This is a genomic window from Pseudooctadecabacter jejudonensis (assembly GCF_900172275.1).
Taxonomy (GTDB): domain Bacteria; phylum Pseudomonadota; class Alphaproteobacteria; order Rhodobacterales; family Rhodobacteraceae; genus Octadecabacter; species Octadecabacter jejudonensis.
In genome coordinates this window covers 1-18458 of the sequence record NZ_FWFT01000004.1, presented here as the reverse complement: position 1 = coordinate 18458, position 18458 = coordinate 1, and the positions used below count along the sequence as shown (strand labels likewise).

Here is an 18458-nt window from a genome sequence, read left to right as displayed (position 1 = left end):
TCCTAAGGTGCCCCAGCCGATCAAACCTTGATCTGCGTCAAGTTTCGTTATTCGCCGCCGCCCAAACTGTGAACATAGGTGGCGACCGCGCGCACGTCTTCTTCGCTCAGTCGTTGGCCCCATGCGGGCATCACACCAAAGCGCGCGTTTGTGATGCTTTCGATGATGTCGTCGCGGTCCCCGCCATAGAGCCAGATCGCATCGGCCAGATTGGGCGCGCCCATGTCGCGGTTGCCCAGGCCTGCGTCGCCGTGACACGCGGCGCAATTGTCTGCAAAGAGGACCGCACCGGGGGCCGAGGTGTCGTTGTTGGCCGAGGCGAGGGTGGGTAGGAAATCTGCGATCTGCTCAATCTCATCCGTGGCCAACATATCCCCATAGGCGGGCATTTGGGACCAATGAGCGTCCAGATCCGTTTCGTTCCGGATGCCGTGGGTGATGGAATAGGTGATCGCAGGCAAGTCGCCGCCCCAGAGCCAATCGTTGTCCAACAGGTTCGGAAAACCGATGGCCCCCGCAGCACCTGAGCCGTGACACTGGCTGCATTGCGCCCGAAACACCGCGCCGCCACGGGCCACGGCATAGCGGTGCAGGTCAGACTGCGGATCAAAGGCGGCCAGATCCACGGCCAGCAATTCATCCACAAGGGCCGCGTTGGACGCGTCATGATCCGCGATATCTTGGGCGACCTCCTCGCGGGTGGCATAGCCCAGAAGGCCCGCCGTCGCGCCCGAAATCATCGGCCACGCGGGGAAGGCGATGGTGTAGCCGATGCCCCAGACGATCGTCAGGTAAAAGGTGATCAGCCACCAACGGGGCATGGGCGTGTTGAGTTCTTCGATGCCGTCAAACTCATGCCCCATGGTTTCACGACCGGTCAGGTCATCAATGCGGGGGTCATCCATTGGTCTCAGCCTCCATCAGAAAGGTTTTGCAGGTGCAATCAGGGCAGGCGTTGGCGCAGCCCGTGGCGTGTGGCGGGCTGTCGTCGCGCAGCACGATGGCGGCCGCGGCGTCACGCGCGCGGCGTTGGGACGGCCAGAACGCGAAGGCACAACAGCCCAGAAAGAAGGTGAACATGGCGATCAGAAACCAGCTGTCGGCAAATTCACGGAGCACGGTATATGTTTCCATGGGGGTGGGTCCTTTCTATCGGCTGGCGTCCGGCACGAAGGTCGAAAAGTCGACCAAGGTGCCCAGCATTTGCATGTACGCGATCAGCGCATCCATTTCGGTCAGCGCATCCTGGCCGTCGAAATTGGCCACCACGGCCCCGGGATACCGATCAACCACGCCGTCCCAATCCCCCAAGGGATCGGCCTGCACGCGAATATCGGCGGAGGCACTGGCGATCTGTTCGTCGGTGTAGGGCACGCCCACCCTGCGGTGGGTGCGCAGCAGATCGTCGATGTAGTCTGTCTCCAACTCCGCCTCCATCAGGAAGGCGTAGCTGGGCATGATGCTTTCGGGGACCACCGATTGGGGGTCGATCAGATGCGCCAGATGCCAATCGTCCGAATAGCGCCCGCCCACGCGGGCCAGATCGGGCCCTGTGCGTTTTGAGCCCCACTGGAACGGATGGTCGTACATGGATTCCGCGGCCAGTGAATAATGGCCGTAGCGTTCAACCTCATCGCGCATGGGGCGGATCATCTGGCTGTGGCAGACGTAGCAGCCTTCGCGGATGTAGATGTCGCGCCCGGCCAGTTCGAGGGGGGAGTAGGGGCGCATGCCCTCGACCTCCTCAATGGTGTTTTCCAGCCAGAACAGGGGCGCGATTTCTACGATCCCGCCGATGGTGACGACACTCAGCGAAAAGGCCAGCAACAGGGTAGGGCTTTTCTCAAGGATGACGTGTTTGTCGATCAATGCCATGGGTCTTGTCCTTATTCAGCAGGGGTGGCGGGGATGGGGGCCGCAGGGGCCGACCCTTCGCCGGCGGGCGGGGTCATTTGGGCCACAGCTTGCGTGGTGCGGGCAGTGCCGCGGATGGTCATCCACATGTTCCAGACCATGATCCCGGCCCCCGCGAGGTAGAGGATCCCCCCGACCGAACGCACCAGATACATCGGGAATTTGGCATCCACCGTGTCGGCGAAGGAATTGACGAGGAAGCCCTGGTCGTCGACCTCACGCCACATCAGGCCTTCCATGATGCCGCTGACCCACATGGAGGCGGCGTACATAACGATGCCCACCATGGCGCACCAGAAGTGCCAGTTCATCGCAGCGGTGGAATACATCGCACCACGGTTCCACAGACGGGGGGTGAGGAAGTAGATCATCGCGAAAATGATCATGCCGTTCCAGCCAAGCGCGCCAGAGTGCACGTGGCCCACTGTCCAGTCCGTATAGTGGCTGAGCGCGTTGACCGCGCGGATCGACATCATCGGGCCCTCAAAGGTGGACATGCCGTAGAACGCAAGGCTGGCGACCAGAAAGCGAATGATCGGATCGGTGCGAATTTTGTCCCACGCGCCGTTCAGCGTCATCAGACCGTTCATCATCCCGGCCCAGCTTGGCATCCACAGGATCACGGAGAACACCATGCCGAGGGTTGAGGCCCAATCGGGCAGCGCGGTGTAGTGCAGGTGGTGTGGCCCCGCCCAGATGTACAGGAAGATCAGGGCCCAGAAGTGCACGATGGACAGTTTGTAGGAATAGACGGGGCGGTTCGCCTGTTTGGGCACGTAGTAGTACATCATGCCTAAGAAACCGGCTGTCAGAAAGAAGCCCACCGCATTGTGGCCGTACCACCACTGGGTCATCGCGTCTTGCACACCGCCGAACAGCTGCACGGATTTGGACCCCCAGATGCTGACAGGAAGCGCCAGATTGTTGACCACATGCAGCATGGCGACGGTGATGATGAAGGCCAGAAAGAACCAGTTGGCCACGTAGATGTGGCGTTCTTTGCGGCGCAGGATCGTGCCGAAGAAAACCACCAGATAGACGACCCAAACGACCGTCAGCCAGATGTCCACGTACCATTCGGGCTCGGCGTATTCTTTGGATTGGTTGGCGCCCAACAGATAGCCTGTGGCGGCCAGCACGATAAACAGCTGATACCCCCAGAACACGAACCAGACAGCGTTGCCGCCAAACAGCCGCGTCCGCGAGGTGCGTTGCACAATATAGATGGAGGACGCGATCAGCGCATTGCCGCCAAAGGCAAAGATCACCGCGGATGTGTGCAGCGGACGCAAACGTCCGAAGTTGCCAAAGGGTTGCGCCCAATCAAAGTTCAACGCGGGAAACGTCAGCTGCAGGGCAATGATCACGCCCACCAGCAGCCCCGCGATGCCCCAGAACGCCGTGGCCAGAACGCCTGCGCGGACCACATCGTCTTGGTAGTCGCCCATCGCCACGGCGGGCCGTGGCGTATCAGTTTTGCGCAAGGTCCAAAGAAAGAGCCCCGCAGACACCAGCAGGATCAAAAAGCCATGCACCCTGAACGCAAGGTCGCGCCCCTGATCGGCGGCATAGGCGGAGATCAAGATCACGATGCCTAGTAAAGTGAGTTTCAATGCTGACATGGGGGTCCCCCGATTTGGGCCGCAGATGGGGCGGCAGGCTGTTGTCTTGGGTTTGTGCTACACGGGGCCGCTTGGGGCGGCTTTGATCTATGTCAAGAAGGCGCGGATCAGCGCAAAACGTGCAGGGCGGTGGGGCTGTGCTTGACGATCCATGTCGCGGTTGAGCCCATGACGATGTTGCTTAGCCCCGGTGTGTGCGAGGCGATGACGATGCAATCGGCGTCATTTTCCTGCGCCCAGGTGACAATCGATCGGCCCGCTGACCCGATGACGATGGCCGTGTTCTGAACGCCCAGTGACTGGGCCAGATCGTTCATGGCCGTCCGCGCAGCGTCGCGGGTCGAAGTTTCAAAATCGGGCACGATGTAGCTTTGCGCATAGATCGGGATCGGTTCGATCACATGCAGCAAGGTCAGCCGACCTTTGGGCGCCAAAAGCGCGCGCGCAACCGTGGCGGCCTGCGCGTAATCCGTTTGCGCGCCTAGATCGACAGGGATCAGAATGTGGTTGTACATGGCGTCTCCTTTCGCTGTGAAAGAAGACTGCGCCTATTGCGGTGACGCGTCCTTGATCTGGATCAGATGATCATGCCGCCGTCGGCATCATCGCCTGTGGCCGCATGCAAGGCCTCCAGATCGGTGATGGCGAAATGACGTCGATCTGAAAACGCGACGATGCCGTCTTTTTTCATCACCGACAGCTGGCGGCTGACTGTTTCCAGTGTCAGGCCCAGAAAATTCGCGATCTCTTCGCGGGTCAGGGGAAGGACATGCTGGCCGCCTGAGTGCACAGGCGTCTGATCGCGGCGCACGATCATCTCAAGAAAGGTCGCGATCTTTTCGCGCGCGGTTTTGCGGCCCAGCAGGACCATCCAGTCGCGGGCGGCGTCCAGTTCATCCAATGCCATTTCCATCATCCGTTGGGAGACATGGGGGATTTCATCGACCAGCTGTTCAAAAGGTTTGCGATCAAACCGGCACAACGTGACGTCCGTGACGGCAGTCACGTCAAATTCCACCACGTCCCGCCCCGGCCGCCCGATAAAATCAGACGGCAGCAGCAGGCCCACCATCTGCGTGCGCCCATCTTCCAGAGTCCGTGACAACGATGCGATCCCGCTGACAAGGGAGGAAAAGTGCGACAGGTCATCGCCCCGCCAGATGATCGTCTGGCCTGCTTCGATGGTTTTGTAGGACTTCAGGCCCTCAAGCCGGACCAGTTCATCTGCGTCGCAGCGCGCACAGATGGCACGGTGCCGGATAGGACATTTACCGCAGCCATCGCGTTCGTTGAAAACAAAAGTCATCTGGGTTGATCTACATCAAGGTTCCTGTGGCTGCGTCCACGCTAACACGATGTCATGAGACATATGAACCTTTTTCGCAGCCTTGGACTTTTTGACGCGAAGGTCCCGCGCTATACCAGTTATCCCCCCGCCAACCGCTTTGAGGCGGACGTGGGCGCGCGCAGGCAGCGCGGCTGGCTGGGGGAGGTGCGCGGCGATGCGCCTGTGTCTCTCTATGCCCATATTCCGTTTTGCCGCAGGCTGTGCTGGTTTTGCGCCTGCCGCACCCAAGGCACGAAGACGCTCAGCCCCGTTGCGGGGTACGTCAAAACCCTGATGTCCGAGATTGAGGCAACCGCACGGGTGCTGCCGCGTGGGGTCGCCGCGTCTCGCCTGCATCTGGGTGGGGGCACGCCCACGTTGCTGAGCGCGGAGATGATGGCCACGCTGCTCGACAGCATCACGGGCCACTTTGGCCGTGCAGAGGATTACGAATTCTCGGTTGAAATTGACCCGACCGAGGCCGCACCGGCCACGCTGGACTGTCTGGCCCGCTACGGCATGGACCGCGCCAGTATCGGCGTGCAGGATTTCGACGACCGCGTGCAAAAGGCCATTGGCCGCGAACAAGGTTTTGAGGTCACGCAGGATGTCGTGGCCCAGTTGCGGACGGGGGGCGTTCAGAGCCTCAATATTGATTTTCTCTATGGTTTGCCGTTTCAGACCGCAGAGAGCCTGACGCGGACGATTGATCAGGTGGCATCATTGCGGCCTGACCGGCTGGCGCTTTATGGCTATGCCCATGTGCCCCATGTGTCCAAACGTCAAACCATGATCCCCGGTGAGGCGCTGCCGAGCGCCGAGGCTCGGTTTGAGATGTCGCAGATTGCCAAAGACCGCCTGGAGGCGCTGGGCTATCTGCCGCTGGGCATCGACCACTTTGCCCTGCCCCACGACAGTTTGGCCAAAGCGGCCGCATCAGGGCGGATGCAGCGGAATTTTCAGGGCTATACGGATGATCCGTGTGACACGTTGATTGGCTTTGGGGCCTCGGCCATTTCAAAGTTCCCGCAAGGGTATGCGCAGAATGCCGTGTCGACGTCCGCCTATGTGCAGCGGGTGGAACAGGGTGGGTTGGCCGCCCATAAAGGGTTGGTTTTGTCAGACCACGACCGTTTTGTGGCGCGCCTGATCGACATGATCATGTGTGACGGGCGGGTCAGTGTTGCACGGGTTCTGACAGATTTCCCCGACCACGGCGAAGATCTGGTTCAGATCATTGGGCGCCTGATGACACTGTTTGCAGGGGCCGTGGCCTACGATGGCGACGTGCTGCATTTAAATGATGACATGCGCCCGCTGACACGGTTGATTGCCGCGCAGATGGATTGCACGGCGCAGGGCGCGTTTGTGCATTCCCTGGCGGTGTGACAGGTCTGCTTAGGATCTTGGCGGCGTCTTGACGCGATAGCAGACGGTTTCGTCGGCGGGCACGTCGTCCTCCTCAAACACACCGATCATCACGCCGGTTTTGCGGCCTGCCTGTTTGGCGGCGATGTCGTCATCCGACAGGGTCACCCGTTGGGACATCCGCAGGCCCCACGCGTGCAAGTGTTCATACATCTGCGCGCGCACGTCGGCATAGGCGGGATCGCGGCCCAGATCGCGCAACTCATCGGGATCATTGCGCAGATCATAGAGCATGGGCGGCAGGCCGCCTTCGCAGTGCACCAGCTTCCAATCCTGGGTGGCCACCATGAAAAGCCGTGCATCCTTGGGGGCAAGGCCCAGACGGGCGCCCACCGGATGGCTGGAATAGTCGTATTCGCTGATCACATAATCGCGCGGGGCCTTTGGCGTGCGGCCTTCGACATAGTCCATCAGGCTGCGCCCCTCGACGACGTGGTGGGGCACAGTCTGGCCAGAGGCGTCGATGATGGTGGCTGTCACATCAATCGCCTCGACCAGCGCATCGCAGGTGGTGCCGCGTGTGGCATCGGCGGACGTGCGGGGATCGTAGATGATCAGCGGCACTTTGACCGAAGGCGCATGGAACAGATCCTTTTCGCCCATCCAGTGATCGCCCAGATAATCCCCATGATCCGACGTCAGGATGATCATGGTGTCGTCTGCTTGCCCCGATTGGTCAAGGTAGTCCAACAGCCGCCCCATCTGGTCATCGCATTGCTTGATCAGGCCCATGTAGGCAGGGATCACGGTGTCGCGCACGTGATCTTTGGAAAAGGTCTGCCCCACGCGGCCTTGGGTGAAGGCGGCGTAGACCGGGTGCGGGTCGTCCAATTCGGACGGGTCGCGCACGGGGGGCAGGATGTCGCCCGGCCCGTACATGTCGTGATAGGGCGCGGGCACGATGTAGGGCCAATGGGGTTTGATGTAGCTGATGTGGACGCAATAGGGGCCGTCCGTGGCCTCCATAAACTTGATTGCCTCGGTGGTCAGCCACGGTGTCTCGCTGTCGGGCTCATCGATGTTGGCAGGCTGATTGGCGTTTTTCATAAACCATCCGCTGGCCACGTCATCGCCGTCTGTTGCGGCGTTGGCGAAGTCGGCCCAAGGGTTGTTGCCGCCGTAGCCCTTGGATTTGAGGTATTCGTTATACGGGCTGCGCTTTTGGTCATAGCGTCCGTCCGGGCCTTCGGCCCACAGCCCGTCGTCGCGGCACCACACGTCAAAACCGCATTCAGCCTGCCGCGCGCCGATCACACTGTCTGGGGCCAGACCAAGCCGCGCCATGCCTGCGGCGTCTGCTTTCATGTGGGTCTTGCCGATCAGCCAGCAGCCCACGCCAGCGTCGCGCAGATGATCGCCCAAGGTCACCTCACCCACACGCAAGGGGTAGCCGTTCCATTGCGCGCCGTGGCTGCTGACATAGCGGCCCGTATAGGCGCTCATCCGTGCGGCACCGCAGACGGGCGATTGGGTGTAGGCGTTGGTAAACCGCACGCCCTTGGCCGCGATGCGATCGATGTTGGGGGTGTGCATCGTGGGGTGACCCGCACAGCTGAGGTAGTCAAACCGCAGCTGGTCGAACATGATGTATAGAATTTTCATATCCGTCTTGTACCCCATTCGCTGGCGCAAGGAAAACCGGCGTCTGCGTCAGGCCAACGCCGGTTTGCGCCGCAACAGCCAGACAAAGAACACCCCGCCAATCAGGCCGGTGATGATGCCGATGGGCATATCTTCAGGGGCCATGACGGTGCGTGCGGCAATATCCGCCCAAAGCAGAAACACCGCCCCCAGCAGGGCAGAAAACGGCAGAACGCGCGTGTAATCCCCGCCCACGATCATCCGCGCCACATGGGGCACCATCAGGCCGACAAAGCCGATGATCCCCGAAAAGGCGACCATCACACCGGTGATCAGCGCCCCTGCAATGAACACAGACAGACGAAACCGCGCCACAGGGATCCCGAGGGTCGAGGCCGTCTCGTCGCCCACCGTCATCGCATTGAGATCGCGCGCGCGCAGCATCAGCCACGCGGCACAGCCCACAAGAATGACCAATGGATAGATCAGTTGCGACCACTGGGCGAGGCCAAGCCCCCCCAGCATCCAGAACACCACCGTATGGGTGGCCCGTGGATCGGCCAGAAAAATTAACACGTTGGCGGCCGCCATGATGATGAACGACACAGCCACACCGGCCAGCACCAGCCGGTCCGCACTGGTCGCATCGGCAAAGCGCGACACGCCAAGCACGATGGCCGTGGCCAAAAGCGCGCCCAAAAACGCCATCAGGGGCACTGTCAGCAGGCCCAAAAACAGCCCCGTGTGCAGCAGAGCCAGAATGGCCCCGAACGCCCCGCCGGATGAGATGCCCAGCAAATGCGGGTCCGACAGCGGGTTGCGGGTGACGGCCTGCAGGCTTGCGCCCACCATTGCCAGCCCGGCCCCCACCATCATGGCCAACAAGGCGCGCGGGAACCGAATGTCCCAGACGATGGCCTCACGCGTGGGGCGCCATGTTGCTTCAATCAGATCGGGCGAGAGTTTGTTGAGGATCACGCCCCAGACGGTTCCCATAGGCACCCCGACAGCGCCCACGGAAATTGCACACGACAACGAGGCCACCAACACCACAACGCTGCCCAGCCACAGGGCCGGGGTCCGGCCGGTCCGGCGCGGGGCGGTGGGGATGTGGGTGGCTCTGGTCATGGATCAGTTCGACCAGAACGCATTGGCGAGGGTTTTGACGGCCTCGATGTTGCGCGGACCGGGGGTGGCCTCGACATACTCAAGCGTCACAAAGCGGTCGTTGCGCACGGCGTCCAGATCGGCAAAGGCGGGGTTGGACATCATGAACGCCCGCTTTTGTTCCGCGGTGACATCGCCGTAATTGACGATGACGATGACCTCCGGGTTGCGCTCGACGACCTCTTCCCATGTGACCGTTGCCCAGCTTTTCTCAAAATCATCCATGATGTTCACCCCGCCCGCAGCCTCAATAAGCGCGGTGGGCATGGCGTAGCGGCCTGCGGTAAAGGGCGTGTCTTCGCCGCTGTCATAGACGAACACACGCAGTGGCTCACCCGTGTCGAGGCCGTCTGTAAACGCGGCAAGGTCTGCGCGGTAGCCGTCAACAACCTCTGCGGCGCGGTCTTCGACCCCGAAGATGGTGCCAAGGTTCATCAGGTCGGCATACATCATGTCGATGCTGGCTTTATCGGTGTCCATGATGTGGGTGCAGGATTCCGTCAGCTCATACACTTTGATGCCGAACGGCGCCAACGTCTCTGGCGTGACTTCGCCGCCCACTTTCATGCCGTAGTTCCAGCCGGCAAAGAAGAAATCGGCATCTGCGCCCACGATGACCTCTTTTGAGGGATACTGCGCCGACAGCTCAGGCAGTTCCGCCACGCCTTCGGTCATTTCGGCATCCAGCTTGTTCCAGCCGGAAATGCCGGTGTAGCCCACCATGCGGTCGGTCAGGCCCAGCACCAGCATCATTTCCGTCAGGTTCACGTCATTGGAAATCGCGCGCTCGGGCGGGGTGTCGAAGGTGACGGTGCGGTCACAGCTTTGCACGGTGGCCTCGGCCTCGGCCTCGGCCTCGGAGCCCGTCATGATCAAGGCTGCGGTGGCCGTGACCATCAGGGCGGTGGTTGTCATCATCAGGTGCTTCATCGTGGGGGATCCTTTGTGTCAAAGATGAAAGGTCAGGTGTGTGGTGTCACTGCGCGACAGATGTTCGCGGCGCGCGGTCACGTGAAAGGTGTTTGAAACGGCGGCCTCGGTCAAAACCGCATCCGGTGCGCCAAAGCCAATCGTGCGCCCGTCTTGCAATATCAGGATGTCATCGCAGACATCGGCCGCGAGGTTGAGGTCATGTAAAGAGGTCACGATCGTCAGCGGGAGGGTGCGGATCAGATCGAGCACCTCAAGCTGATGGCGGATATCGAGGTGGTTCGTCGGCTCATCGAGGATGAGCAACTGGGGGTCCTGCGCCAGCGCACGGGCCACCATGACCCGTTGACGTTCCCCGCCGGACAGGGTGCCAAGGTGGCGGTGGGTCAGCCCGTTCAGGTCCAGCCGGTCAATGGCCTGATCGATGATCTGGCGGTCGCGCGCGCCGGTGTTGCCGACAAATCCGCGCCTGTGGGGCGTGCGGCCAAGCGCGACGATGTCCGCCACGGTCAGGGCGAAATCACTGGGGTGTTCTTGCAAAACGGCCGCCACACGCTGGGCAGCTGATTTGGCTGGCAACGCCCAGATGTCGTGGCCATCTATGCAGACGGTGCCTGTCAGCGGTTTGTGAAACCGGTAGAGCAGCCGCAACAAGGTGGTTTTGCCCGCCCCGTTGGGCCCCACGACACCCAGCACGCGCCCGGGCGCCAGATCGAAACTGGTGGGATGCAGCAAAGGCGTGCGCTTGGGCGACCACGACAGGTTGGAGACAGACAACCGGGCGGCGGTCATGACGCCTGCGCCTCTGTTTCCTCAATCGCCATGATCGCGGCGGGGACGCGGGCGAGGGTGGATTTGCGCAGCTTTCGGGGGCGGTCCACCGATGAGCACCACCCGTCATGCAGGTAGGAATATTGCTGTGCGAAAACCACCAGATCGTCAATGTCTGTCGCGGGATCAATGTCGCCAAACAGGTACGTCGCCTTGCGGGTGCCGTGATAGGCCACAGTGCAGGGCCTGTCGCAGCCCGCCATGCAGGCCACGCCTGACACCTCAAACGTCTCTGGCACCGCGTCGCCCGCCTCTGCGATGGCGCGGCGCAGTTTTTCGATCAGCTCATACCCGGGACGGCAGTCTGTGCCCTTGTGCCGACAGGATGTGCAAATGGTAATGCGATGTTTCATCAGGCCCTCCGCCCATCAAACGGGGGAGGGGATATGAACCATGTTGGTGCGCGCAGCCAAGCTGTGCCATCGTATGCTCCTGACCCAAGCGCCCCGCCTGCATCGTGTGAAAAGGTCGCCGTGCGGATGCACGCCGGTGATGGCAGGTCTCCTGACTTGCGGATCGTTGCGTTCCCCCAAACCTTCCCAGACGCATCGTCCAGTGGTTTTCGCTGGGGGTGCTCACCGCTCACAGTTGCGGGGGCAGTCACGGATTTGGTGCCTATTGGCTACGCCTCACCGTGTTCCCTTTTCATCTCGTCAGCAAATTGGGCGTCCGAGAACCATCGCACGAAAGCAGACAGGAAATCCACGCAGCGGTCAATCACAAATCGCCCCCCTTTGACGTGTCGCCGGATCCTGCGCGCAGATGCAGATCTACAGGCCAGTCTGCGTGTTCTGGGGCGAACAGCACACGGAAGATGAGGCGGCAGTAACTAAAGACGCGGCCCCCCTCGGGGGGGCATGTCTTTTACTCTTGATCTTGTGTAGGGGTGCGGACGAGAGCCGAAGCGGCGTACCCGCATTTTCAGGATGCTTCAATGCATTGATGTTGTTTTCGAATTTTGAAAATGACACATGATGCGGCCCCGTGGTTTCAGTGTCGTGGGCGCGATCCAGTAAAGTGAATTGGTTCAAGTTTTCCGCAAATAGGGCCGCTTTGGACGGCAACGTCCAAGACGGGCAGCGCGATATTCTTTTGGACTGCCCCTCCGCCCGTTTGAGGCGCAGGTTCCCTCAAAGCATGCTTTTGATCGCCTTGAGGAACAGGGCGCCAGTGTGGTCGTGTGCTTCATCGCGCCGCCTGATGAAACCCAAGGGACGATGAAACTGCGAGTGATCGAAACTCAGAAATACGAGCCTATCTTCGAGGTAGGGGGCGGTCGTCGCACGGGGCATGGTGGTCACCAGATCCGTCTGCGCGACGATCTCAAGCGCCGAACGAATGGAATCCGTTTCACAGGGGACGTTGACCGACTTTACGCCAGAGGCAATCATCGCGGCCTCTGATTGTTGGCGCAAAAGGCTGCCGCGAGAATGGGCGAGCCAAACCTGTTCTTCCAAGTCAGACGGCAACAGGGTCGCGCGCTGCGTCAAAGGGTGTTCCGCGCGGCACATGATGCCAACGCGATCGTCAATAAGGGTTACAAATTCGAGGTTGTCACTTGGATCTGCGAGGATTTGAGGTCCGAGGATCAGATCGATTTGCCCGCGTTCCAGCATCGCGCGCAATTCGTGGACAAGGCCGGTGCGCAGTTCGATCCGGCTGCCAGGGTTCTCTTTTTTGAATTGCGAGAGCGGGTCCGTCAAAAACCGCCCCGCAATAATCGGTGGCGCCCCTATCCGGAGTTCCCCCACAGTCCCAGAGAGCGATTGATCGGCTGCTGCACGTGCCTGATCTTCGGCGATGCGGATGGAGAGGCCACTGCGCGCAAGCCGCAGACCAAGCGTGGTGGGGACGCTGCGCCGGCCTTCGCGCCGAAAAAGGGCCGTGCCCAAACGTTGTTCGAGAGTGCGCATATTCCGGCTGAGGGCTGGTTGCGTGACGCCAAGCCTGTCAGCGGCCGATTGGAAGGACCCGGCCTCTACCACGACGGATAATTGCGCAAGATGACGGGGATCAATACTTATACCAGTTCCTTATGTTTCCAGTTGCATAAATGATTATTCGTCATGTTTCACGTTTGTTCAGCTGCGCGCAGAGAATGGGAGGATTCTATGAAACACTTGAGAAATGCTGTTGGTGGTCTGTTTACAGCCGCCGCTGTTTTGACTGCGCCGCTTGTGGCGAATGCCCAGATTTATGCAGGCGAAACTGCTGGTGTGGGCGACCCGGTTCACACAATGTTTGTCGCTTTTGCCAATTAAGCTGCGAAAGCTGATGTGAATATTCAGGTGAATGCGGGTCAAACCCTGACGCGTTCTATGTTGAGCGGTGCGCGCGGTGAGATTGAATTTTTCTCATCCGCGCCATCGCTTGTTGGTCTGATGGCCAATGGCGCGCGGATGTATGAAACGGTTGAGGATGCCCCCGAAGTGGCGGGCAATCTGCGGTCCATCCTTGGGTTTCAAGCGGGTGCGTATCACCCTGTAACGCTTGCTGGGTCCGGCATCGAAAACTGGGAAGACATCGCGGGCAAGACCGTGTTCACAGGCCCACCGGCCGGTTCGGCATCGGCCACATCTGAGGCGTTGATCCGCAATCTGACCGGGTATGAGCCTGGAACAGATTACGAAGCGGTGCGTCTGAGCTGGGGCGAAGGCTATGCCGCTTTGTCTGATGGCCAGATTGACATGATGGTGCGACCTGCCGAAGTGGGCTCTGCCAATATCGAACGCTTTGGCTTGTCTGGTGAATTCCGCATCTTGTCTATTCCTGATGAGGCCATCGCGAATGAAGACATGCAGGCGCTGTTTGGCCCTCCGGGCCGTGGTATGATGCAGTTTGCGGGTGACACCTATCAGGGTCAGCTGACTGAAGGCACGATTACATCGCTGGGCTTTTTCCAGTTTATCGGCACCCATGCAGGGGCTGATGAAGAGATTGTTTACAAAGCAACAAAGGCGTTCTGGGAAGGTCTGGATGAAGTGCATGCAACTGCGTTGTTCCTGCAGAACGTGACGCTTGAAACGGCCTTTACTGCGATCAATGTGCCACTGCACCCCGGTGCGCTGCGCTGCGCTACTACGAAGAAGCTGGATACGACATTCCAGACGCGCTGCGCCCTTAACGCATCGCTCGCCCCGCGCCAGCCTTTGGCGCGGGGTTTCACAGACCCATCCTAGAAAGTGCATACCATGACGGATCCGACCACCAACGGAACCGACCAGCTTCGTCTTGGCCTGACAGACCGCGTTTTCGTGGTCCTTGCCAGCGTCGCTTGTTTCATTTTGGGCGTCATCGCCCTTTACAGTTCGGGTATTGATTTGATCGATCCCAAGCTGCACCGCGCAGGTGGTTTTGCGCTGGCTTTGATCGTTGCCGTAGCCGTGTCGCGCACGCGTCGCGCGGATCGTGGGGGTGGGCAGGGCGCATTTGGGGTCCCGCTGACGGTGGTCGATGTCGCGTTGGTCTTGGGTGGTTTGTGGGCTGTTTGGTCCTTCTATTCCGTTCAGACGTTGATGGAAGTGTCGCTGTATGATGTCCGTCAAAGCGACGCGATCCCCGCCTTTGTCGGTTTGGTCGTGTTTCTGGAGTTGTGTCGCCGCCTTTGGGGCTGGGGTTTGTTTACTGTTGGCTCTCTCGGCGTGCTGTACCTGCTGTTCGGCCAGAACCTGCCCGGTATCTTGGAACACACCGGCTTTGATATGGTCGATGTGTCTGAGGCGTTTTGGTATAACACCAACAAAGGTGTCTTTGGGTCGATCACCAACATCGTGCTGGTCACGTTTTTTGTCTTCATCATCTTCGGTGTTCTGCTGGAGGGCACGGGGGCAGGGGATACACTGCTGAAATTCGCGTTCCTCGCGACACGCCGCACGCGCGGCGGGCCAGCGCACGCGGCGATTTTGTCGTCGTCGCTGTTTGGCACCATGTCGGGCTCGACCGTCGCGAATATCGTGGGCACGGAGACGTTCACCATTCCGATGATCAAGAAACGCGGGTTTTCCCCGACGTTCGCGGCAGGTATCGAGGCCACGGCGTCCTCGGGCGGGCAGATCATGCCGCCGATCATGGGTGCGGCAGCACTTGTGATGGCGGACCTGACAGGCGCGGGATACCTGCACATCATCGTCGCGGCCTTGTTCCCGGCGTTGTTCTACTACTTTAGCCTGTTTTCAGCCGTCACCGTTGAGGCCCGTCGTCAGGGCATCGAGGTCAAGCCGCTTGAGGTTGAGGACAAGATCCTCCGCCTTGATATGATCAATTTGGTCCTGTTCATCGGCCCGATTGCGGTTGTGATCGCATCACTTTTGTTGGGGTATTCCACCTCTGCGGCTGGTCTTTATGCCGTGATTGTGTTGTTGACGCTGGCGGTGATTAACCCCGAAGTGCGTCGTGATCCGATGCGTGTTTGGCGGTCGTTCCTGAAGGGGCGGAATCGGGTGCAACATTGCTGATCGCGATTGCCGCGATTGGTATTCTCGTGGGTTCGCTTGATAGTACGGGTCTTGGCCTGAAACTGGCGGGTGTCATCGCTGAAATCCGAGGTGAAAGCCTGTTTTCGGCGCTGCTGGTGGCGATGGTCGGTGCGCTTGTGCTTGGCATGGGGATGCCGACGTTGCCTGCGTATCTGATTATCATCCTTGTTATGGGGCCTGCCATTCAGGCGCTTGGCGTATCGATGCTGACCGCGCATATGTTCGTGTTCTACTACGGTGTTGCGTCCTCACTCACCCCGCCTGTGGCCATCGCGGCCTATGCGGCGGCACCGAGTGCGGGGGCGAACCCATTGATGACATCGTTCATGTCGTTCCGCCTTGGTATGGCGAAATTCATCATCCCGTTCATCTTTGCCTTCTACCCCACGATCCTGATCGTTGAGGCGTTCAGCCTGCTGCCGTTCCTCTGGATCACCGCGCGGACGTGTTTCTGCATCTGGCTGTTCTCGTCGGCATTGTCGGCGTTTGATCTGCGCAAGCTGAGCCTGCCGAAAGTCGTCCTGCGCTTTGCCACTGCCTTCACGATGCTGGCCGTCAGCCCGATGACACGACGCTGATTAGGTGACAGCACGTTTTTCGTTAAATTCGGGGCGCCGCCATTCGCCTGTTTCCATCACCTCGCGCAGGTGGGCAACGGCATCCCAGATATCAACGTAGCGCACGTAGGGTGCGGCAAAGCCAAAGCGCAGGATGTCGGGCGCACGAAAGTCGCCCACCACGCCCCGCGCGATGACAGCTTGCATGATGGCGTACCCGTTTTCATGGGTCAGCGACACTTGCGAGCCGCGGCGCTCCGCATCCCGTGGGCTGGCAAGGCCAAAGCCCATACCGTCAAGCTCCTGTTCTACAAGCGCGATGAACAGATCGCCCAAGGCCATGTTCTTTTGGCGCAGCACGGTCATATCGACATCGGCAAACACCTCCATCGCCTTTTCCAGAGCGAGGGTCGCCAGTTGCGACGCGGTGCCGGTCAGCATTTGGTCGATGGTTGGGTGGGGCTTGTAGTCTTGGGTAAATGCAAAGGGTTCCGCATGACCATGCCACCCGCGCAGGGGTTGGTTCATCGCGTCAAAGTGACGGCGGGCGACAAAGACGAACGCAGGCGCACCGGGCCCACCGTTGAGGTATTTGTAGCCGCACCCAACAGCGAAATCCGCATTACAGGCGTTCAACTGCACGGGCAGGCATCCGGCGGAATGCGCCAGATCCCAGATCACCAAAGCGCCAAGGTCTTGCGCCAGTTTGGTGATGCCGGCCATATCGTAGATGCGGCCCGATTTATAATGCACGTGCGTCAACTGGACGAGGGCAAGGTCAATCCCCGCGTCATCAATCGCGCTTTCCACCTCTTCTGGCATCACGCAGCGCAGTTCGCACCCCATGATGTCTGCGACCTCTTGGTTGATATAAACGTCAGTTGGGAAGTTACCGATTTCCGACACGATGATCTTACGATCCTTGCGCATCCGCAAAGCCCCAACCAGCAGCTTGAACAGATTGACCGAAATGGAATCGCACACGATGACTTCGTCGTCGTCGGCCCCCAGAATACGCGCAATTGCGGTGCCCGCGCGCTGCGGGGCGGGATACCAATCCGCATCATTCCAGCTGCGGATCAACCCGTTGCCCCATTCGTCTTTGACAGCAACCTCAAGCCGTTCCATCACGCCGTGCGGCAGCGCGCCTAGCGAATTGCCGTCCAGATAGATGTCACCTTCGGGCAACGCAAAGCGGTCACGCAGGTGGGCGATGGGGTCAGCCCCATCCATCTTGATCGTGTCGGCGCGGGTGATGGTGTCTTGAGCAGTCATTGATTTGTTCCTGATATGCGGTGCGGTTATGCGATCTGTGACGCGTGCCAGACGTTCTCGACGGTCATGTAGTTGTCTAACCCCTCTAAGCCGCCTTCGCGACCGTAGCCGCTGGACTTTACGCCACCAAAGGGGGTTTCCGGCATCGATGCTTCTAGGGTGTTGATCGACAGATTGCCAACTTCGACCTCATCAATAAGGCGGTCGATGTAGTCCGCGCGGTTGGTAAAGGCATAGCCCGCCAAACCGTAGGGGACGGAATTGGCGCGTGTGATCGCATCATCCAGCGACGAGACAGGATTGATCACCGCAATCGAGCCAAAGGGTTCGACCTGCATGATGTCCGCATCATCGGGTACGTTGACCAGCACGGTGGGCTCAAAGAAATATCCCCTATCGCCATGGGGCGCGCCGCCTGTGGCGACGGTTGCCCCCTTGGCACGGGCGTCTTCGACCAAGCCCGTCAGGGCAGGGACACGACGGTCGTTGGCCAGTGGCCCCATTTCCACCCCGTCCTCCATGCCATTGCCGACGACGGTTTGTTTGGCACGGGCGACAAATGTGTCGACGAAGTCACCGAAAATGGCCTTATGCACAAAGAAGCGCGTGGGCGATGTGCAAACCTGACCCGCGTTGCGCATCTTGCGGATCGCGCCCGAGACGGCGGCCGCCTGAACGTCCGTATCTTCGCACACGATCACGGGGGCATGGCCGCCCAGTTCCATCAGCACGGGGGTCATATTCTCAGACGCCAGCGTCGTGAGGTGCCGGCCCACGGGCGTGGATCCTGTGAACGCGACAAGGCGCACAGGATCTTGCGGGATGAGATGACCAGAAATTTCGGCGGGGTCGCCAAACACAAGGTTCAAAACACCGGCTGGAAGCCCGGCATCCTCAAACGCGCGGGCGATATGTATCGCGCCAGCAGGCGTTTCTTCGGCAGCCTTTAGAATGATCGAACAACCAGAGGCGAGCGCGCCTGCAATTTTGCGGGCGGGTTGGCTCATCGGGAAATTCCACGGAGAGAACGCAGCGACCACACCGATGGGTTGATGATGGACCGTGAATTTATGACCCTTGGCGGCGGGGATCACGCGGCCATAAGTGCGCATTGCTTCGCCTGCGTCCCATTCAAAGAACTCGGCCCCACGGATGACCTCAAGACGGGCCTGCGCGAGAGGTTTGCCGTGTTCCAAGGTGATGGATTGCGCGATTTCTTCCTGATGATCCTCCCCCACTGAAGTGGTCCGCCCGTATAGTTATGAAACGGAGGATCAAATATGGGAATCAAACGACACAAGCCGGAAGAGATTGTCACGAAGTTGCGGCAGGTTGAGGTGCTGTGCGGCCA

The 18458-nt window shown here is 60.0% G+C and carries 19 protein-coding genes and 1 riboswitch; of the genes, 5 read left to right on the top strand and 14 right to left on the bottom strand.

The annotated features are described in order from the left end of the window. Positions 1–47 precede the first annotated feature (47 nt). From ccoP to fnrL, 6 genes are all read right to left on the bottom strand, one after another. On the bottom strand, positions 48–905 hold the full coding sequence (gene ccoP, locus PSJ8397_RS12240) for a cytochrome-c oxidase, cbb3-type subunit III (RefSeq protein ID WP_085864913.1): 858 nt from the start codon (positions 903–905) through the stop codon (positions 48–50). Beyond that, positions 898–1134, bottom strand: a complete 237-nt coding sequence (locus PSJ8397_RS12235) for a cbb3-type cytochrome c oxidase subunit 3 (RefSeq protein ID WP_085864912.1) — start codon at positions 1132–1134, stop codon at positions 898–900. The genes ccoP and PSJ8397_RS12235 overlap by 8 nt, the downstream gene beginning before the upstream one ends. Before the next feature lie 15 nt (positions 1135–1149). Continuing rightward, complete coding sequence (gene ccoO, locus PSJ8397_RS12230) at positions 1150–1875, bottom strand: cytochrome-c oxidase, cbb3-type subunit II (protein ID WP_085864911.1); 726 nt, start codon at positions 1873–1875, stop codon at positions 1150–1152. An 11-nt stretch (positions 1876–1886) separates the two neighbouring features. Further along, positions 1887–3536, bottom strand: a complete 1650-nt coding sequence (ccoN, locus tag PSJ8397_RS12225) for a cytochrome-c oxidase, cbb3-type subunit I (RefSeq protein ID WP_085864910.1) — start codon at positions 3534–3536, stop codon at positions 1887–1889. Positions 3537–3643: 107 nt separating this feature from the next. Then, positions 3644–4051, bottom strand: coding sequence for a universal stress protein (locus tag PSJ8397_RS12220; RefSeq protein ID WP_085864909.1), 408 nt, complete (start codon positions 4049–4051; stop codon positions 3644–3646). A 62-nt stretch (positions 4052–4113) separates the two neighbouring features. Then, a complete protein-coding gene (gene fnrL, locus PSJ8397_RS12215) occupies positions 4114–4842 on the bottom strand; it encodes a transcriptional regulator FnrL (protein WP_085864908.1) in 729 nt (242 codons plus the stop codon). 63 nt (positions 4843–4905) lie between these two features. Between fnrL and hemN the strand changes: the two genes are divergently transcribed. Beyond that, positions 4906–6252 (top strand): oxygen-independent coproporphyrinogen III oxidase, encoded by a 1347-nt coding sequence (gene hemN / locus PSJ8397_RS12210; RefSeq protein WP_235000733.1) that lies wholly within the window; start codon positions 4906–4908, stop codon positions 6250–6252. Positions 6253–6261: 9 nt separating this feature from the next. Here hemN and PSJ8397_RS12205 read toward each other — a convergent pair whose 3' ends face one another. The 6 genes from PSJ8397_RS12205 to PSJ8397_RS12180 all read right to left on the bottom strand — a co-directional run bounded on the left by PSJ8397_RS12205 (position 6262) and on the right by PSJ8397_RS12180 (position 12818). Then, positions 6262–7893, bottom strand: coding sequence for a sulfatase-like hydrolase/transferase (locus PSJ8397_RS12205; RefSeq protein ID WP_085864906.1), 1632 nt, complete (start codon positions 7891–7893; stop codon positions 6262–6264). Between the two features lie 48 nt (positions 7894–7941). Then, positions 7942–9000 carry a FecCD family ABC transporter permease gene (locus tag PSJ8397_RS12200; RefSeq protein WP_085864905.1) on the bottom strand — a complete coding sequence of 353 codons (1059 nt, stop codon included), beginning with the start codon at positions 8998–9000 and terminating at the stop codon, positions 7942–7944. Positions 9001–9003: 3 nt separating this feature from the next. Then, a complete protein-coding gene (locus tag PSJ8397_RS12195) occupies positions 9004–9909 on the bottom strand; it encodes an ABC transporter substrate-binding protein (protein ID WP_407691751.1) in 906 nt (301 codons plus the stop codon). 78 nt (positions 9910–9987) lie between these two features. Next, positions 9988–10761: an ABC transporter ATP-binding protein gene (locus PSJ8397_RS12190; RefSeq protein ID WP_085864904.1), complete on the bottom strand. Its 774-nt coding sequence runs from the start codon at positions 10759–10761 to the stop codon at positions 9988–9990. Continuing rightward, a complete protein-coding gene (locus PSJ8397_RS12185) occupies positions 10758–11153 on the bottom strand; it encodes a DUF1636 family protein (protein ID WP_085864903.1) in 396 nt (131 codons plus the stop codon). Before PSJ8397_RS12185 ends, PSJ8397_RS12190 begins: the two co-directional genes overlap by 4 nt. A 124-nt stretch (positions 11154–11277) precedes the next feature. Continuing rightward, a riboswitch (cobalamin riboswitch) is annotated at positions 11278–11496 on the bottom strand. Positions 11497–11930: 434 nt separating this feature from the next. Then, positions 11931–12818, bottom strand: a complete 888-nt coding sequence (locus PSJ8397_RS12180; RefSeq protein WP_268794671.1) for a LysR family transcriptional regulator — start codon at positions 12816–12818, stop codon at positions 11931–11933. Positions 12819–12911: 93 nt separating this feature from the next. Here PSJ8397_RS12180 and PSJ8397_RS17045 point away from each other — a divergent pair, with 93 nt between their 5' ends. The 4 genes from PSJ8397_RS17045 to PSJ8397_RS17360 are packed head-to-tail and all read left to right on the top strand — an operon-like array spanning position 12912 to position 15853. Next, positions 12912–13061, top strand: a complete 150-nt coding sequence (locus PSJ8397_RS17045) for a hypothetical protein (RefSeq protein ID WP_159453145.1) — start codon at positions 12912–12914, stop codon at positions 13059–13061. Positions 13062–13118: 57 nt separating this feature from the next. Further along, positions 13119–13979: a TAXI family TRAP transporter solute-binding subunit gene (locus tag PSJ8397_RS12175; protein WP_085864901.1), complete on the top strand. Its 861-nt coding sequence runs from the start codon at positions 13119–13121 to the stop codon at positions 13977–13979. A gap of 12 nt (positions 13980–13991) precedes the next feature. Continuing rightward, on the top strand, positions 13992–15254 hold the full coding sequence (locus PSJ8397_RS17365) for a TRAP transporter permease (RefSeq protein ID WP_085864900.1): 1263 nt from the start codon (positions 13992–13994) through the stop codon (positions 15252–15254). Beyond that, positions 15248–15853: a TRAP transporter large permease subunit gene (locus PSJ8397_RS17360; RefSeq protein ID WP_159453144.1), complete on the top strand. Its 606-nt coding sequence runs from the start codon at positions 15248–15250 to the stop codon at positions 15851–15853. Before PSJ8397_RS17365 ends, PSJ8397_RS17360 begins: the two co-directional genes overlap by 7 nt. Here PSJ8397_RS17360 and kynU read toward each other — a convergent pair whose 3' ends face one another. Both kynU and PSJ8397_RS12155 read right to left on the bottom strand, forming a co-directional pair. Next, positions 15854–17107, bottom strand: a complete 1254-nt coding sequence (kynU, locus tag PSJ8397_RS12160; RefSeq protein WP_085864898.1) for a kynureninase — start codon at positions 17105–17107, stop codon at positions 15854–15856. A 26-nt stretch (positions 17108–17133) separates the two neighbouring features. Next, positions 17134–18345: an NAD-dependent succinate-semialdehyde dehydrogenase gene (locus PSJ8397_RS12155; RefSeq protein ID WP_235000731.1), complete on the bottom strand. Its 1212-nt coding sequence runs from the start codon at positions 18343–18345 to the stop codon at positions 17134–17136. Positions 18346–18458 lie beyond the last annotated feature (113 nt).

Coding starts and splice junctions, on each gene's coding strand:
- ccoP (WP_085864913.1), bottom strand. CDS start 905: ATGGATGACCCCCGCATTGATGACCTGACCGGTCGTGAAACCATGGGG.
- PSJ8397_RS12235 (WP_085864912.1), bottom strand. CDS start 1,134: ATGGAAACATATACCGTGCTCCGTGAATTTGCCGACAGCTGGTTTCTG.
- ccoO (WP_085864911.1), bottom strand. CDS start 1,875: ATGGCATTGATCGACAAACACGTCATCCTTGAGAAAAGCCCTACCCTG.
- ccoN (WP_085864910.1), bottom strand. CDS start 3,536: ATGTCAGCATTGAAACTCACTTTACTAGGCATCGTGATCTTGATCTCC.
- PSJ8397_RS12220 (WP_085864909.1), bottom strand. CDS start 4,051: ATGTACAACCACATTCTGATCCCTGTCGATCTAGGCGCGCAAACGGAT.
- fnrL (WP_085864908.1), bottom strand. CDS start 4,842: ATGACTTTTGTTTTCAACGAACGCGATGGCTGCGGTAAATGTCCTATC.
- hemN (WP_235000733.1), top strand. CDS start 4,906: ATGAACCTTTTTCGCAGCCTTGGACTTTTTGACGCGAAGGTCCCGCGC.
- PSJ8397_RS12205 (WP_085864906.1), bottom strand. CDS start 7,893: ATGAAAATTCTATACATCATGTTCGACCAGCTGCGGTTTGACTACCTC.
- PSJ8397_RS12200 (WP_085864905.1), bottom strand. CDS start 9,000: ATGACCAGAGCCACCCACATCCCCACCGCCCCGCGCCGGACCGGCCGG.
- PSJ8397_RS12195 (WP_407691751.1), bottom strand. CDS start 9,909: ATGACGGGCTCCGAGGCCGAGGCCGAGGCCGAGGCCACCGTGCAAAGC.
- PSJ8397_RS12190 (WP_085864904.1), bottom strand. CDS start 10,761: ATGACCGCCGCCCGGTTGTCTGTCTCCAACCTGTCGTGGTCGCCCAAG.
- PSJ8397_RS12185 (WP_085864903.1), bottom strand. CDS start 11,153: ATGAAACATCGCATTACCATTTGCACATCCTGTCGGCACAAGGGCACA.
- PSJ8397_RS17045 (WP_159453145.1), top strand. CDS start 12,912: ATGAAACACTTGAGAAATGCTGTTGGTGGTCTGTTTACAGCCGCCGCT.
- PSJ8397_RS12175 (WP_085864901.1), top strand. CDS start 13,119: ATGTTGAGCGGTGCGCGCGGTGAGATTGAATTTTTCTCATCCGCGCCA.
- PSJ8397_RS17365 (WP_085864900.1), top strand. CDS start 13,992: ATGACGGATCCGACCACCAACGGAACCGACCAGCTTCGTCTTGGCCTG.
- kynU (WP_085864898.1), bottom strand. CDS start 17,107: ATGACTGCTCAAGACACCATCACCCGCGCCGACACGATCAAGATGGAT.